This is a genomic window from Sphingopyxis sp. C-1, assembly GCF_001047015.1.
GTDB lineage: Bacteria > Pseudomonadota > Alphaproteobacteria > Sphingomonadales > Sphingomonadaceae > Sphingopyxis.
The window spans coordinates 2,320,388-2,335,110 of the sequence record NZ_BBRO01000001.1 but is presented as its reverse complement, the minus strand read 5'-3'; the positions used below and the strand labels follow the sequence as shown (position 1 = coordinate 2,335,110).

General features: G+C 62.0%; 15 protein-coding genes. 1 reads left to right on the top strand and 14 read right to left on the bottom strand.

The window, feature by feature from the left end; genetic code table 11:
- Positions 1–3: 3 nt before the first annotated feature.
- The 5 genes from hslV to wecB are packed head-to-tail and all read right to left on the bottom strand — an operon-like array spanning position 4 to position 4,980.
- Positions 4–570, bottom strand: a complete 567-nt coding sequence (gene hslV / locus SC1_RS10990; RefSeq protein ID WP_062181382.1) for an ATP-dependent protease subunit HslV — start codon at positions 568–570, stop codon at positions 4–6.
- Between the two features lie 58 nt (positions 571–628).
- Complete coding sequence (locus SC1_RS10985; RefSeq protein ID WP_062181379.1) at positions 629–1,696, bottom strand: mannose-1-phosphate guanylyltransferase/mannose-6-phosphate isomerase; 1,068 nt, start codon at positions 1,694–1,696, stop codon at positions 629–631.
- 25 nt (positions 1,697–1,721) lie between these two features.
- A complete protein-coding gene (locus tag SC1_RS10980; protein WP_062181376.1) occupies positions 1,722–2,528 on the bottom strand; it encodes a class I mannose-6-phosphate isomerase in 807 nt (268 codons plus the stop codon).
- Positions 2,529–2,573: 45 nt separating this feature from the next.
- Positions 2,574–3,869, bottom strand: a complete 1,296-nt coding sequence (gene wecC / locus SC1_RS10975) for a UDP-N-acetyl-D-mannosamine dehydrogenase (protein WP_062183977.1) — start codon at positions 3,867–3,869, stop codon at positions 2,574–2,576.
- Positions 3,859–4,980 (bottom strand): non-hydrolyzing UDP-N-acetylglucosamine 2-epimerase, encoded by a 1,122-nt coding sequence (wecB, locus tag SC1_RS10970; RefSeq protein WP_062181373.1) that lies wholly within the window; start codon positions 4,978–4,980, stop codon positions 3,859–3,861. Before wecB ends, wecC begins: the two co-directional genes overlap by 11 nt.
- A 196-nt stretch (positions 4,981–5,176) precedes the next feature.
- On the opposite strand from wecB, the gene SC1_RS10965 reads away from it, so the two are divergent.
- Complete coding sequence (locus SC1_RS10965) at positions 5,177–5,947, top strand: metallophosphoesterase family protein (protein ID WP_062181370.1); 771 nt, start codon at positions 5,177–5,179, stop codon at positions 5,945–5,947.
- 40 nt (positions 5,948–5,987) lie between these two features.
- On the opposite strand, the gene SC1_RS10960 is transcribed toward SC1_RS10965, so the two are convergent.
- The 9 genes from SC1_RS10960 to SC1_RS10920 form a co-directional block, all read right to left on the bottom strand.
- On the bottom strand, positions 5,988–7,235 hold the full coding sequence (locus tag SC1_RS10960) for a hypothetical protein (protein WP_152682366.1): 1,248 nt from the start codon (positions 7,233–7,235) through the stop codon (positions 5,988–5,990).
- Positions 7,236–7,303: 68 nt separating this feature from the next.
- Complete coding sequence (locus SC1_RS10955) at positions 7,304–8,545, bottom strand: hypothetical protein (RefSeq protein WP_193749153.1); 1,242 nt, start codon at positions 8,543–8,545, stop codon at positions 7,304–7,306.
- 69 nt (positions 8,546–8,614) lie between these two features.
- On the bottom strand, positions 8,615–9,103 hold the full coding sequence (locus SC1_RS10950) for a hypothetical protein (RefSeq protein WP_062181361.1): 489 nt from the start codon (positions 9,101–9,103) through the stop codon (positions 8,615–8,617).
- A 4-nt stretch (positions 9,104–9,107) separates the two neighbouring features.
- Complete coding sequence (locus tag SC1_RS10945) at positions 9,108–9,947, bottom strand: hypothetical protein (RefSeq protein ID WP_062181360.1); 840 nt, start codon at positions 9,945–9,947, stop codon at positions 9,108–9,110.
- A gap of 37 nt (positions 9,948–9,984) precedes the next feature.
- Entirely contained in the window at positions 9,985–10,533 is a 549-nt protein-coding gene (locus SC1_RS10940) for a GNAT family N-acetyltransferase (protein ID WP_062181357.1), read from the bottom strand.
- A gap of 4 nt (positions 10,534–10,537) precedes the next feature.
- Positions 10,538–11,644, bottom strand: coding sequence for a hypothetical protein (locus tag SC1_RS21850; protein WP_062181354.1), 1,107 nt, complete (start codon positions 11,642–11,644; stop codon positions 10,538–10,540).
- Positions 11,641–12,669 carry a Gfo/Idh/MocA family protein gene (locus tag SC1_RS10930; protein ID WP_062181351.1) on the bottom strand — a complete coding sequence of 343 codons (1,029 nt, stop codon included), beginning with the start codon at positions 12,667–12,669 and terminating at the stop codon, positions 11,641–11,643. The genes SC1_RS21850 and SC1_RS10930 overlap by 4 nt, the downstream gene beginning before the upstream one ends.
- Entirely contained in the window at positions 12,666–13,403 is a 738-nt protein-coding gene (locus SC1_RS10925; protein WP_062181349.1) for a cytidylyltransferase domain-containing protein, read from the bottom strand. The genes SC1_RS10930 and SC1_RS10925 overlap by 4 nt, the downstream gene beginning before the upstream one ends.
- Positions 13,400–14,704 (bottom strand): DegT/DnrJ/EryC1/StrS aminotransferase family protein, encoded by a 1,305-nt coding sequence (locus tag SC1_RS10920; RefSeq protein ID WP_062181347.1) that lies wholly within the window; start codon positions 14,702–14,704, stop codon positions 13,400–13,402. The genes SC1_RS10925 and SC1_RS10920 overlap by 4 nt, the downstream gene beginning before the upstream one ends.
- Positions 14,705–14,723: the final 19 nt, after the last annotated feature.

Sequence of the window (14,723 nt, the reverse complement as noted above, 5' to 3'; positions counted from 1 at the left end):
TGATTATGCCTGAATTTCGATGATTTCTTGGGTGAACTGGTCATTGGTATAGACGCAGATGTCGGCGGCGACCTCCATCGCCTTGCGAACGAGCACCGCGGGGTCCTTCTCATAGTCGACGAGCGCGCGCGCCGCCGAGAGCGCGAAGTTGCCGCCCGATCCGATCGCGGCGATGCCGCCCTTCGGTTCGAGGACGTCGCCGTTGCCGGTGATGACGAGCGTCACCTCCTTGTCGGCGACGATCATCATCGCTTCGAGGTTGCGGAGATATTTGTCGGTGCGCCAGTCCTTGGCGAGCTCGACCGCAGCGCGGAGCAACTGCCCGTTGTGGCGCTCAAGCTTGGCTTCGAGCCGTTCGAACAGGGTGAAGGCGTCGGCGGTCGCGCCGGCGAAGCCGCCGATGACGCCGCCGTCGTGGAGGCGGCGGACCTTGCGGGCGTTGGGCTTCATCACCGTCTGTCCCATCGACACCTGACCGTCGCCGATGATGACGACCTTATCGGCGCTGCGGGCGGAAAGGATGGTGGTTCCGTGCCAGGGCGCGGCACTTTGCGCATGGGGATTGCTCATGCGGTGGGATATGGGCGATGGGTCCGCGCCCCGCAAGGGGACGGGACGGCCGCTCCCGTTAGTGCGAGGGGTTGGCCGCCAGATATTCGACGATCGCCTTGACCTCCTGCGCGCGGTCGTGCGGGATGATCAAGATATCGTGGCCGTGCGTGACGACGATGATGTCGGAAACGCCGACAACGGCCACCCGCTTTCCTTCACAGGCGCGAAGATAGTTATTCGCGGCATCGATCGCGATGACGTCGCCGATGCGTACATTGCCGTTTTCGTCCTTGTCGCCGAGTTCGTGCAGCGCCGCCCAGCCGCCGACGTCGGACCAGCCGGGATCGACCGGCGCGACGACCACCTGTTCGGCGCCCTCCATCACCGCATAGTCGATCGAATCCGACGGGCTGGAAAGAAAGGCGTCGGTTTCGGGATGGATCCGGGGGCCGTCCTCTCGCCCCTTCGCCATCGCGGCCGCGCAGGACGCCGCGATCGCCGGCTGCTGTCTTCCGAGTTCGGCCAGGAACCGATCGGCTCGCATCAGAAAGATACCGGCATTCCAATAATGGCCGCCTTCGGCAAGCATGGCCTCCGCTCTGTCGCGCGGCGGCTTTTCGACAAAGCGACGGACTTCGAAGATGCCCGGAGTCGCGGCGAGCGGCGCACCCGCGGCGATGTAGCCATAGCCGGTTTCAGGATGCGACGGCGCAATGCCAAAGGTTGCGAGCGAGCCGGCTTCGACCGCCGGCATCGCGGCCTCAATGGCGCTCAGGAACGCGGGAACGTCGGTCATGACATGATCCGCGGGCATGACGAGGATCGTCGAGTCGGGATCGTCGGCAAGCGCCGCGCATGCGGCAAGCGCGATCGCAGGGGCGGTGTTGCGCGCGGCGGGCTCGACGACGATGCGGGCGTCGGCGACACCCGCCGCCAGCAGATCGGCCTCGACATGCGCGACGTGCGCCGGGCCGCAGACGATCATCGGCGCGGCGAAGCGGCTCCGGTCGGTCGCGCGGTCGAGCGTTTGCAGGAACATGCTGTCCTTGCCCGTCAGCGGCTGGAACTGTTTCGGCGTGCTACTGGTCGAAACGGGCCAGAGCCGCGTGCCCGAACCCCCCGATAATATGATTGGGATGATCATTTATGGTCTCGATTTTCAGGGGAGGTCAGGCGGGCCAGCACAGCAGCGCGCGCGCCCCCGGGGCGAGCGCAATGCCGTCGGCGCGGTCGGTCGCGACGCATTCGCCGAGTTTCACCTCTTCACCCGATATGCTGCATCCCGGTGACAAGGGGGTGAAGGTGAAGTCGGCGCCATGTTGCGGCAGCAACCCCGCGGCGTCGGATCCCGATAGATGGAGAAGGCGGAAATGCGGCCCGTCGACGAGCAGGCGGTTGTCGTTCGCCGCGACACGCCCGTCGCGCGGATCGGGGCGCGGGGACGTTTCCGATACGGCGAGCCCCGCTTCGAGATGCAGTTCGCGCGGGCGGCCATAATCATAGAGACGATAGGTGCAATCGACATTCTGCTGCACTTCGACGACGGTCAGCCCGGCGCCAATCGCATGAATGGTGCCCGCCTGGTTGTAAACGAAATCGTCGGCGCGTGCGCGGCGCCAGTCGATCATGTCGACGATCGTGCCGTCGAGCGCCGCATCGTGAAGCGCTTCGCGCGTCGTTTCGGTGACTAGCCCGACCCCAAGCTCGGCGTCCGGTTTGGCGTCGAGGACGAGCCAGCACTCCTCCTTGCCGCGCGGATAGCCTGCCGCTTGCGCGGCCACATCGTCGGGGTGAACCTGGATCGACAGGCGTTCGGAAGTGAAGAGGAATTTCACCATGATCTGCGCGTCATCCCCATCGGGATGGACGAACCATATCTCGCCGATGCGGCGGTCATCGAAGTCACCGAAATCGCTGGGAAGATCCGTTCGCCCCCAGGGTTTTTCCACGACAAGCGTTTGAAGGCGTGTGAACATCCGCGGTTCATGTGGCCCCGCGGTTCGATCGTCAAGTCGCCGGAATCAAGCGGCGCGATTAAAGGAGCTGCCTTCTCCTGCCTTTGGCTGGTCGAGCCAGAGGCCTCGGGTGTCATAAACGATTTTGTCGCCACGCTCTTCGAGCGGGATCGATTTGAACAGGTCGTGATCGACCAGGACGATGAGCAGATCGCACGCCGCAAGCGCGGTATCGAGGTCGGTCAACAAAGCGCACGTTCCGGCAAACTCCGTCGGCAGGCTGCGGGCATAGGGCTCGACGATCGCGATCTGCTTGCCGAAGCGGCGCGCGAGCGCGGCGGCGATTTCAACCGCCGGGCTTTCGCGGAAATCGTCGATATTCGGTTTGAAGGCGAGGCCGAGGCACGCGACGCGGGCCTGCGGATGTTGCGAGACGAGCATTTCGGCGGCACCGATGACATGCGCGGTCTTGGCCAGATTGACCTCGCGTGCAGTTCGGATCAGGCGGCTGTGATCGGGGGCGCCATGGACGAGGAACCAGGGATCGACCGCGATGCAATGACCGCCTACGCCGGGCCCCGGCTGGAGAATGTTAACGCGCGGGTGGAGGTTGGCGAGGCGTATCACCTCCCACACGTCGACGCCCATATGTTCGGCCATCATAGACAGCTCGTTGGCAAAGGCGATGTTGACGTCGCGGTAGCTGTTCTCGACGAGCTTCACCATTTCGGCGGCGCGCGCCGAGGTGGTGACACAGGCGCCGCGGACGAACTCGCGATAGAAGGTCATTGCCCGGCGGGCGCAGCGCGGCGTGATACCGCCGATGCAGCGGTCGTTGTCGACGAGCTCGACGAGGATGCGGCCGGGCAGCACGCGCTCGGGGCAATAGGCGACGAAGATGTCAGCGGCGCCGGTGCAGGCGCCCGGAACCTTGAGGTCGGGGCGGAGCTCGGCGAGCAGCGCGGCGACCTTTTCGGTCGTGCCGACGGGCGAGGTCGATTCGAGGATAACGAGGTTGCCCGCCTGAAGCTTCGGCGCGATGGCCCGCGCGGCCGATAGGACATAGGCGATGTCGGGGCGATGCTCGTCGTCATGCGGGGTCGGCACCGCGATGACAAAGACGTCGGCAGGCGCGACCTCGGTCGAGGCAACAAGGTTGCCGCGCGCAACGACGCCCTGGACGAGACCGTCGAGATCGACTTCCTCGATATGGACCTTGCCGTTGTTGACGGTGTCGACGACATGCTGACTGACGTCGACGCCGGTCACGCGGTTGCCCGAACGCGCGATCAGCGCGGCAGTCGGCAGGCCGATATAGCCGAGCCCGAGGACCGTGACCTTCTGTTCGCTATCAATGCGCACGCGCAACAATCTCCGCAATCTGTTTTGCCGCCGTGCCGTCACCAAAGGGATTATGGGCACGGGCCATGGCCGAATAGGCGTCTTTGTCGTCCAAAAGCTTGAGAATTGCGGAAACAATACGCGTTTTGTCGGTTCCGACAAGCCGCGCGGTGCCGGCTTCGATGCCTTCGGGCCGCTCGGTCGTCTCACGCATCACCAGCACCGGCTTGCCGAGCGAGGGCGCTTCCTCCTGCACGCCGCCGCTGTCGGTGAGGACGAGCGTCGAGGCGCCGAGCAGGCGGACGAAATGCAAATAATCGAGCGGATCGATCAGTGCGACATTGGCGAGGCCGCCGAGGATCGGTTCCATCGCGCTGCGCACATGCGGGTTGGGGTGAACCGGGAAGATGACGGCGACATCGGGTCGCGCGGCGATGCCGGCGATGGCGCCGGCGATCGCCTTCATCCCGTCGCCGAAATTTTCGCGCCGATGCGAGGTGACTGCGATAATGCGCTTCCCTGCGAAGCGAGCAAGGAGCGGATCCAGCCCGGCCGCGAGCGACGGTTCTTCGTCGATCCGCGCCGTAGTCGCGAGCAGCGCATCGATCACCGTGTTGCCGGTGACATGAATCTGATTCGCAGGAACATTTTCGGCACGAAGCGCCGCCGCGGCGGTCTCCGTCGGAGCAAAGTGCAGGTCGGCGACGACGCCCGCGACCTTGCGGTTCACCTCTTCGGGCCATGGGTGATAGATATTGCCGCTACGCAAGCCCGCTTCAACATGGCCGACGGGTATCTTGCGGAAATAGGCAGCGAGCGTCGCCGCCATCGTCGTCAGCGTATCGCCATGGACGAGGATACGGTCGGGTTTTTCGCGGTCAAAGGTTTCGCCAAGCCCGATGACGAGCCGGGCCAGCAGCGCATCGAGCGTTTGATTTGGGGTCATGACGTCCAGATCGACGTTGGGAACGATTTGTGCGATCTCAAGTACTTGGTCCAGCATTTCGCGGTGCTGCGCGGTCACGCACACACGCGCGTCGATGCCGGGCGCGGCGCGGAGAGCCTGGACGACCGGGAACATCTTGATCGCTTCCGGCCGGGTGCCGAACACAGTGATGATCCGGGCTGACATTCGCGGCGATGCTCCTTGTCTCTCGAATATTGTAGATCTCGGGATGCGCCATAACCGGCGGTGGGTTGCTTTTCCTTTAATCATTCGACACAGCAGCCTCCATATCGCTGGTGTCACGGCAACCAGAAAGCTAAAGGGGCGTTCCTCGCTTGCAGCGATTTCGATCCGCAGATTTTAGCAGGTTTCAAAGACGGCCATGGGCATTTTTTCCCGATTTCGGAAAAGGGAAGCATCTCCAAAAATTGAGCCCGCGGTGCCGCCCGGACTTCTCGTATATGCCATTGGAGATATCCATGGCCGGGATGACCTGTTTGCCGCTCTGCTCGATCGCGTTGAAGCCGACCGCGAACGGCGGGCGTATGACACATGCATCCTCATCCTGCTCGGCGATCTGGTCGACCGCGGACCGTCATCCGACCAGGTAGTCGAACGGGCCATCACCCTGCCTTCCCGGTTCGACCGCGTTCACCACCTGATCGGCAACCACGAAGAATGCATGCTCGCCGCGCTGACGGGCGACGTTCGCGCGCTGCGTTATTTCTATCGGATTGGCGGCGAGTCGACGATCAGAAGCTATTTGAAAGATGACGAAATGCTCGCACAGTTGCCGTTCGAGGAACTGGCCAAGGCGTTTCCTTCCGCAGTCCCGCAATCCCACGTCGACTATCTGGGGCGCGGCGAGGACATGGTCCAGTATGGCGATTATGTCTTCGTCCATGCCGGCGTCCGGCCGGGAATGCCCCTAGATCGTCAGAAGACTAGCGACCTTCGCTGGATAAGGGACGAATTTCTGAGCGATACCAGCGATCATGGTGTGATGGTGGTTCACGGACATACGATCAGCGACGATGTCGACCGGAGTTGCAACCGCATCGGGATCGATACGGGCGCCTATGCATCAGGGTGTCTCACTGCCATCGTGCTGCAAGGACAGACCCAGAGCTTTCTTTCCACGCGCGACGAGTAGCGGCCGGTTCTTGCGACTTATGCTTGATCTGCGAGGCCCGTCAGGCGGCGGGAACTAGGTGCCTGTTTGCAACTGTAACCGAACTTGAACTCTCGGCTGCGCGTGCCGCGTAGAGCCGTCTTGCGATCACCATCCCATAGATGACCCCGAAACCCGGTGTCGAAATCATATATTGCGAGAAGAAAACGAAGACCATCGTACAAAGCAGGAAGGTCTCATAATGTGAGCGCAGGCCACTGAGCATCCGGTAAAGGATGAAGATCAGCGGGATAAGGCCGAAGAGGCCGAGCTGGAATCCGACGATGAGGATTCCCGACGGAACACCGGCCTCGCTCAGCATGATTAGCCACGGGTTGGCGGCCATGATCGGGCCAATGAGGTCCAGCCACGTCTCTTCAGACATCCCTGCGGGCATGAACCCCTGCATGACAATTTGTTTTGCGCCCACGTAGATGCCGCCAAGTCGCTGGTTGGCGCTGGCATCACTGAGCACGGGATATAGCGGAGCCTGGTAGAAATCCGTCATCAACTGCACAATTCGCAGGTTCTGCGGAAGCAAGTGGGCTTCGACAATAAGCCCGATCATGAAGTAGACAGGAACGACAAGCACGAGGAGCCAGCGCGCCCTGCCGCCAAAGATGACGAGATAGATGAGCGCCCCGAGGCCCAGCGCCAGCGCGGCGCTGGATGAGCGGGCGATGATCAGCGCCGTTACAAGGCAAGCCAGGGAAAGCCAGTTCCGACCGCCCATAAGGACAAGCGCCGCGGCAAGAATGATCATGTGAAAGCCGAAATGTGTCGGTTCCGGCGCAAGCCCCAATGTTCCGCGGCCGGACTCGACGACGACTTCGGCCGCTGCCGAGAATCGGCCGACGAATTGCGACGCAAAGCCTGGGTCGATTACCGTCTGGATGATACCCACCGCCATCCATGTGAGGGTTGCGAACACGATGATCCTGTCGGCGGCTTTTGGGTATTCGATCGCAATCCCGAAACTGGCGAATGCGAACACCACCGGCGACACATAGATCAGGAGATAGCGAAGCTCAGAGAAAGTGGGATTCGTGCCGCTGCTGATGAGAAATCCCATCAACCCTGCGAACGCGAGGGCAATCAATGCGATTGCGTCCCGGGCAGGAAAATAGGCGCGCAGGCGTGCAAATGCGGCGCCCGAGGCAATGATGCTCAACAGAAAGGCGTAGGGCTGCGTATAGGAATCGAGATCAAGGATCTGCGTGTAGGGGAACAGGCAGAACAATAGGGCAAGGCTGTATATGATCAGTCGCATCGTCTAAACTTGTGTCGATCCGTGGTAGAGGGTTTCAGAGACGAATGCGCTTCATCCGGGAAGGGTCGTCAAGCCCGAGAGCCGGTTCCGGCTTTCGTAGCGGCGTCCCTGCCTGTTGGCAACGCAGCTACGAGCAGTGCCAGATAAATGACGCGGCACGCCACAAGCGCCCACATGAATTCCACGAGACCCCATCGGCAAACTGCCACGGCGCATGCAGCAACGAAAACTGCGGTGGCGAAGCAGATAGCGGCGCGCAACATCTGTCGTTCGCGGTCGAGCGCGAGCAGGAGAAACTCGACGAGCCCGTTATTGAGCAGAACACCCGTTACGGCGAGCGGGACGAGAAGATGCGGCGCAATCGCATAGCGCTCGAGACTCTCGGGGAGGAAGCCGGAAGCGATGATCGCCGCAACGGTTCCTATGGCCGCCAGCCAGATCATGATGGAGATACCGACCCACGTCGCAATCAGCCTCGTTGCAGCGCGATGGTCGCCATCCCGCTGAACCAACCGTATCGCCTCGGGACCGCTCCGCTGGGCAAGTGTATTCACGATGAGCGAGGCTCCCGTCAGAAAGAGCGCGAGTATCGCATAGCGAGCGCCTTCCTCGCGCCCCATCGTCGAGGTGACGAACAGCCGGTCGAGGTAGAAGGGAGCCGAAATAAGCGAATAGGTGAGGAAAAGTCGTACGCCGTCGCCGGTCGACCCGGACACCGGCGGCACGGGCACCGGCGGCACGGGCAACCGGGCCGGCGCCGGGGCGCGACCGCGCCGAAAATACAGCCATTCCGAAAGAAGGCAGGCCACAATGGTTGTCGCGATTTCGGTGATCAAAAGAATGGTGAGATCGCCAAAATAGGCTGCCGCCGCCACCGCGACGAACACGCTGCCGCTGCGCAAAATGGTGCCCGCTGCCAAGGTCGCCGAGGTGCCGGACGCCCGCTGCATCGATGCGAGCACCAGGGTGTAGGCGGTGCTGAGTGCAAAGAAGAAGCCAAGTCCCGACAGACGCAGCCAGTCGAGGTCGAGAAGGAGTCCGGCGGCGTAAACTGGAATACCTACCGCGGCGGCGCGCAGCAGCAGGCGGCGCATGATATGGTGCGATTCGCGGAGCAGTTCGCCGCCCTGGCCGGCGCCGACCATTCGCGGAAAATTTTTGATGGTCCCCTCGATGGTGCCAAAACTCAGGATCGAGGAGAGGAATGCGCCAGTCGCCGCAATCGTTGCGTACGTACCGAAATCCTGAACGGGAAGGAATGATGCCGCTACCACCATGCGGAGCATCGTGATGCCTGCCGCACCCAGCATGACGACAAGGAACAGGGCGCTACCCAACCCGGGGCGGAAGGAGGCGGGGACAGCCGATCGGCTCATATGTCAGTCCCCTGGTGCCGGCGTGTCGAGGCGCTTGGCTGGAATACCGACATAAACCCCCGGTTCCGTAATATCGCGGGTCACCAGGGTCAGGGCGCCGATGATGACGGGCCCCTTGATCTTCAAAGGTCCGAGCAGGACGGAATTGGATCCGATCGTCAAATCGCCATCGATGTCGAAAAAATGTTCGGGCTCGGGGCGTCCATCAGAGTAGCGACGGCCGAACACGACGCCGGAACTGAGATGCACCGTGCCGTTGCAACGAATCCCGTTGCCACCAAGGACAACGCCCGTGGAATGCCCGACGATCAGCTGTTTGATGCGCAATGAGGTCGATGTAAGTTCGATGCCATAGAGCGCCAGCATGAGATTGTCGGTCCATACCGACAAGAGTTTCCCAAGTAGCGGCACGCGCGCAACAAATTTCGAAATCCGGATCCAGGCGTCGATTTGCGAGGTCGTCGAATAAAACAGGCGGAGAACGCGCTTCATCAGGTCAGCTGAACACCAAATGTGAGAGCGGGCCGTCGGGGTGCGCTGTGCGGTAAGCGGCACCGATGCGTTCGCGAACCTCCGGCTTCATCACCAGGCGCCCGCCCTTAGTCATGGGCGTGCGCGAGGTGAAGGACAGGAACATCACCAGCCGGGTGGTCGAACACCGGGCGCCCTGATGCATCAGGCGGCCGGGATCATTGAAATAGACGTCTCCTCGCTTGCCGGTCAGCCGGACGCGTTTTTCATCAACGTCGATCGCGAATCGTTCTGCGAGATCCTGATCGGTCATGCGCTCGATTATGAAGGGGTGCCGTTTCACCCGATCGGATTCGGCGAGCTTGAGGAAGGTGAACGGACCGCTTGTGTCGCCGACGTCCGAAAAATACACCATGAAATGTAACTGCCGGCTGTCGCCATAGTCGAAGTGCCATAGCTGGCTGTCCGTCAGGACGTCGCGCGGCTCCGAATAATTGAGCGCGACGTTCCAGAGCCAGGGACGCCCATCAAAATAACCGTTGATCATGGCGGCTGTCTCGGCGTCACCGAGTATCTCGGCAACCACGCCTTCTACAAGCTCGGGGTGGTCCGGCGAAATGTCGACGAACGCCGCACCCTGAGCCTTGCCCGCATATGGGGAAAGGTCGATCTCGGGAATAGTCAGCTGACGGGAAAGCTTCCCGTAGGCATCGATCATGAGCGCGTCGAGCTGCGCATTGGGCTGCGTCGGGGCGATAGACTCCGACAGCCGGCGGGGCAGATCGCGAACGGTATTGAGACCCTTTACAGCGTAGCGCTTCTGCTTGACTCTCCAGCGGAGAAAGCTCGCGACTTCGTGAAGCATGTCGAACTACCTTTAAATCGTCTGACGAGAGCAAAGTTCAGTCGTGCGGTCGGTCGTCATCGGCAAATCGTGCCGCCAGAACCATCGCAACCTCTTCACCCTCACAAATAAAGGCGCGCGGCCTCATGCATTCGATGGTCATACCGCCATTTTCCATCAGGGCAATCATGGCGCTGTTTTTTGCCATCGTACCCGCGGTCACTCGCCGCAGGCCGCCGTCCGTCAGAAGCCAGTCGAGGATTCCTCTCCACGCCGCGCTGCCAAGACCCGTGCCTCGCGCCGCCGTTTCGCCCACCATGATCGAGACGTCGGCGCTCCGGTTCGGATCGTCGAAGCTGACCGAGATATTGCCGATATGGCCGAGCGCCGGATCGACCGCTTCGATCGCCAGGAACAGATCGCGCGATGGCAGCATCGCTTGCAGATAGGCCGTGCAGCTTGCAAGATCATGATGGCGATGCCGCTGTTCGGAATAGCGAACGACAGCGGGATCGTTGAGCCAGCCGACATAGCGATCGGAAAGGTGACCCTCGGTGAAGGGAACCAGGCGGCAGCGGCCGAGATCAAGCGCCGGAAAATCCCTCATGTCCCTACCTCTGACAGTCCGAAAGAATGCGCCCAACCATGTTGGCCGTTGCATTTCCGAGGCCGGCGGGCGTCGCCGCCACCGGCCATCCTTGCCGCTCGTCTCCCCCGGTGAGAAACGCATCGATAGCGTCGCGCGTCGAAACGCTCGGAATCGCTTTGCGTGCGTCGCCGAGCCACTGACGTTCTTCGCTGCGTGGGACGATGGAAAGAACCGGCCGGCCGAGACAGGCAGCTTCGATCAGCAGGATGCTCGTCATGCCGACCACAAGGTCGGCGGCGTTGACGAGCTCCAGGCCAGGTTCGGACTGGCTCACCTGGTCGAAAAGTGCGCTAAAGTCCGCCTCTTCGGCGTCATCCTGTTTCGGGTGCAGCCGAAGTACGCGGTGCACGGGGTAGGGCAGGTGCGACAGGGCCAGGAGAAGCTCTTCTCCCACGATCCGGCTTCGCGCGTCGGAGCCGCTGGTCCCGGCAAGGCTATAGTCATCGTCGCGGCGGAAGGGATTGTCGCCGAGGCCCACCGATAGCTCGGAGACGAACACGACGATCTTCTCATCGTCCGGCACGCCGGGAAAGTGACGTCGACGCTGCTGCGCGCGCTGATCCTCGGACCACCGCTCGCGAATGGCAGCGATTTCGTCGAATCTGGGGTGGCCGCAAATGGCGATCTGGTCGCTTTCGATGCCGAGTGCGCGATAGGCATCCGCGGACGCGCTGTCCGCGACCAACAGCGTATCGGGAGCGTAGCGCAGCGGATCCGTGCCGTGCCCCCTGAACCGGTGTTCGGCATTGGGCGCGGAATCTACGGCAGCGATGGTAGGCACCCCGTTTCGTCGCGATGCGGCAACGAGGTTGAACGCGAAGCTGTCGGGATTTTCGGACGTGCCGAATATGACGGCGGCAGGATTGAAACGGGCAAGCAAGGCTTCGGCGGCAGCATCGTCGAGGGCGTCCGGCGCGGCGATGAGCTTTTCTGTAGGGAAATAGGGCGCGGCAAAGGGCAGGGCGAGCGTAACCGGAATGGCTCCCGCATCGCGTAAGGCCGCCGGCAGCTCGCGCATGAAGAGCGCCGCACCCGGATCTTCGGCAAACAGGAGATAGGTGAGGGTCATGTCGCCTGAGGAGGCGTTTGCCGCGCCTGATCGGCGAGCCGGATCTGGTCGATGACGGCGGTTGATTTCATCGCCGACACGCCGTCGCTCCAGAGATCGGCCGACTGCCCGGAATCGAGGCAATCAGCCAGATTGTCATACATGCGATAGAGTGCCCGGCCGCAGGTGGGTGCGATGCGCGTGGGGCGGTCGACCGCGAGTTCGTTTTCGCCAGTTGCAGCGCGATGTGCTGTCTTGGCAGAAAGGGCAATATCCAGACCTTCCGCCATGATATCGAGTTTGCCGTGCGTCCCGAGCAAGCTCAGCCCGCACTCGCGATAATGGCGGAAACGGAGGGGCTGGAATGCCACTTCGACATCATCTCCGAACCGGAGCTGGAAATGGGGGTTGGAATCGCCCGGGATCGGCCCCTCGATGAAGCCGGGCGACGCCCCGGACAATTGCCAGCCGGTTACCTCGCCAAGTAGCATGCGGGCAAAGTCGACCATATGGGTGCCATTGTTGACGAGGCCGTTGCCATAATAGCAGGTTCCCACCTGTATCTCGCCGATCAATCGATCCAGATCGCCGTCCGCCAGCGCGCGAAAACGTTCGTCCGCGCGGCGCCAAAGATTGACCTGAACGATGATATTGCGAGTGCGGCACTCATCGAGAAAAGCCTCGGCATCGTCCGCCGTCCGGCCCAGTGGTTTCTCGACAATTACCGCCTTGAGGTTGGGGAAGCGATCGATGAGGCCGCGGCGGGCGTCGGGGCCCGTCGCAAGGATGGCGACTTCGATATTGTCGTGCGCGCGATCCAGCTCTCCCGCTTGAGCCGCGATATGCCGCACGCCCCACTCGTCCCTTGCCAGCGCGCGGGCGTCCGGTGCCGGATCGATGACCGCCAGCCAGTCGAAGCGCGGATGGTCGCGAAGCACCTGCGCATGCGACGCATAGGGAAAATGCTGCGCCATTGCGGTGTCGGCCGCATAGCCTTGGGCCATTTTTCCGAACCCGACGAGCACAGTCGGATAGCCTGTGCTCATCGCGCCGTTTTCTCGATGCAATGGGCATTGATTGCGGCAAGATCCGGAGCTTGGGCGACCAAATCGAGGATCGCTCCCGTGCCAAAAAACGGCCCGTGTACTGGCTCGAGCTGCTCGTAGACCCGGCGAATGAATTCGATATCCTCGGGATAATCGAGCTGCAGCCGGAGATCGGGAGCCTGGCCGCTCCTCGGCGCGAGCATATGCAGTATTCGGTAGAGCGAAGGGTTCTCGTAAAAATATAGCGACACATGTTCGCGTACCGCGAGGTCGTCAATCGTCGCGGCGACCTTCTCCAGATCCTTTGTGCGGAAGACCTGGACATCGGTGCCTTGTGGATAGGAGGGTATGCGGACATTGGCCGCGACGTCGCAATCATTCGCAAGGAAGGTCTCGATGGCGAGGTCGACCGTTTCTGGGTCGAGCAGCGGGCAGTCGCCGGTGATTTCCACCACGATGTCCGACCCCATGTATCGGTGCGCATCGACCACCCGCTGGAGCACATCGTCTTCGCTGCCGCGGTAGACGGGGACATTGTAGCTTTGGGCCCAGTCCTGGATGAGGTCGTCGCCCTTTCCGGTGGAGGTGGCAACGACAATATCGTCGATCCGGCGGCATTGTCGAAGCCGGTCGACAAGCCGCGCAAGCGCGGGCTTGCCGTGGATGTCCATCAGCACTTTGCCCGGCAGGCGTGACGAGCCCATCCGGGCTTCGATGCTGGCGACGATCCTCATCCGGCGCGCGACGCAGCGGCGGCGGCAATTTCGTGACGGCGTGCGTGCACCTTGCGTACCGCCATCACCAGCTTGTCCGCCAGGGCGTCGTCCACCCGGTACGCGCACGGTTCGAACAGTATCAGCTCGTGGCGATACATTTGCTCGGCAACGGGGCAGAGCCCCTCATGATAGTGGCGATCGGTCAGCGTAAACGGCCATCCGTCGCGGCCGATGGCTTTGCGCTGCTGGAATGCCGGCAACATATAGAGCGGACGGAGATATCCCGTGCTGTGGGGAAAGCCTTCGGCGGTGAGCGCAGCACTGAAATCCGCGCGGCTCACTCCCAGCACCTCTTCGTCGACACGCATGGCCCAGACATAATATACGTGACGGCACCCCTCGCGCACCATGGGGACGGTCAGGCCTTCAAGATCCCGCAATCCATCGGAAAGATGCTCGGCGAGCCGCTGGCGGCGACCGACTTCATTTTCGACCTTGTCCAGCTGGCAGCGCCCCACGGCCGCCGACAATTCGGTCATGCGATAGTTCTGGCCGATCATGTTCGTCAGGTCGGTGATGCCGGCGGGATCGACTATATTTTCCGCATGGTTACGGATCGCCTGCATGCGCAATGCCAGCGTTCCGTCATGTGTGACGCACATGCCGCCTTCCCCCGTGTGAATATGCTTGTGATAATTCAGGCTGAATATGCCGATGTCCCCGAATGTCCCGGCATATTGCCCATTTTCGGTTGCGAGCGGTCCCTGTGCATTGTCCTCGATCAGGAATATGCCGCGTGCCTTTGCGAGCGCCGCCAGTTCCGAAAGCTGCGCCGCGTGCCCGAACAAATTGACGACGATGATGGCCTTCGTCTTGTCAGTGATCGCCGCTGCGACACTTTCGGGGTCGAGGCAGAAGGTCTCCGGCTCGATGTCTGCGAAGACCGGGATGCCGCCATAAAATAGCGGAGCCATGGCGGTTGCGGACATGGTGTAGGGCGGGACGATCACTTCATCGCCGGGCGAAAGACCGATCGCGCCCATCGCGGCGATGAGGCCGGATGTCGCGGAATTGACCGAGACAACATGCGGCACGTTGAACCTCACGGCCCATTCCTGCTCGAAGGCCTTCACTTCGTCGCCGCCCAGAAATTCGGGGCCCCAGCTTCCGAAAAAGGCCGACAGCGATCCACGGTCGAACGCGCGCATGGCGGCGTCAGCCTCCGCCTTGCCAATCGTTAAATCCGCCGGAAGGGGCTCCGCGATTACGGGTTCGCCGCCTGCGAGGGCAAGCTTCTCATTGAACTGAATATTCGTCATAACATCCTCGGTACCGAAA

Coding starts and splice junctions, on each gene's coding strand:
- SC1_RS10920 (WP_062181347.1), bottom strand. CDS start 14,704: ATGACGAATATTCAGTTCAATGAGAAGCTTGCCCTCGCAGGCGGCGAA.
- SC1_RS10940 (WP_062181357.1), bottom strand. CDS start 10,533: ATGAGGGATTTTCCGGCGCTTGATCTCGGCCGCTGCCGCCTGGTTCCC.
- hslV (WP_062181382.1), bottom strand. CDS start 570: ATGAGCAATCCCCATGCGCAAAGTGCCGCGCCCTGGCACGGAACCACC.
- SC1_RS10925 (WP_062181349.1), bottom strand. CDS start 13,403: ATGAGGATCGTCGCCAGCATCGAAGCCCGGATGGGCTCGTCACGCCTG.
- wecB (WP_062181373.1), bottom strand. CDS start 4,980: ATGTCAGCCCGGATCATCACTGTGTTCGGCACCCGGCCGGAAGCGATC.
- SC1_RS10985 (WP_062181379.1), bottom strand. CDS start 1,696: ATGATCATCCCAATCATATTATCGGGGGGTTCGGGCACGCGGCTCTGG.
- SC1_RS10960 (WP_152682366.1), bottom strand. CDS start 7,235: ATGCGACTGATCATATACAGCCTTGCCCTATTGTTCTGCCTGTTCCCC.
- SC1_RS10980 (WP_062181376.1), bottom strand. CDS start 2,528: ATGTTCACACGCCTTCAAACGCTTGTCGTGGAAAAACCCTGGGGGCGA.
- SC1_RS10955 (WP_193749153.1), bottom strand. CDS start 8,545: ATGCTGGGTGCGGCAGGCATCACGATGCTCCGCATGGTGGTAGCGGCA.
- SC1_RS21850 (WP_062181354.1), bottom strand. CDS start 11,644: ATGACCCTCACCTATCTCCTGTTTGCCGAAGATCCGGGTGCGGCGCTC.
- SC1_RS10965 (WP_062181370.1), top strand. CDS start 5,177: ATGGGCATTTTTTCCCGATTTCGGAAAAGGGAAGCATCTCCAAAAATT.
- SC1_RS10950 (WP_062181361.1), bottom strand. CDS start 9,103: ATGAAGCGCGTTCTCCGCCTGTTTTATTCGACGACCTCGCAAATCGAC.
- SC1_RS10930 (WP_062181351.1), bottom strand. CDS start 12,669: ATGAGCACAGGCTATCCGACTGTGCTCGTCGGGTTCGGAAAAATGGCC.
- SC1_RS10945 (WP_062181360.1), bottom strand. CDS start 9,947: ATGCTTCACGAAGTCGCGAGCTTTCTCCGCTGGAGAGTCAAGCAGAAG.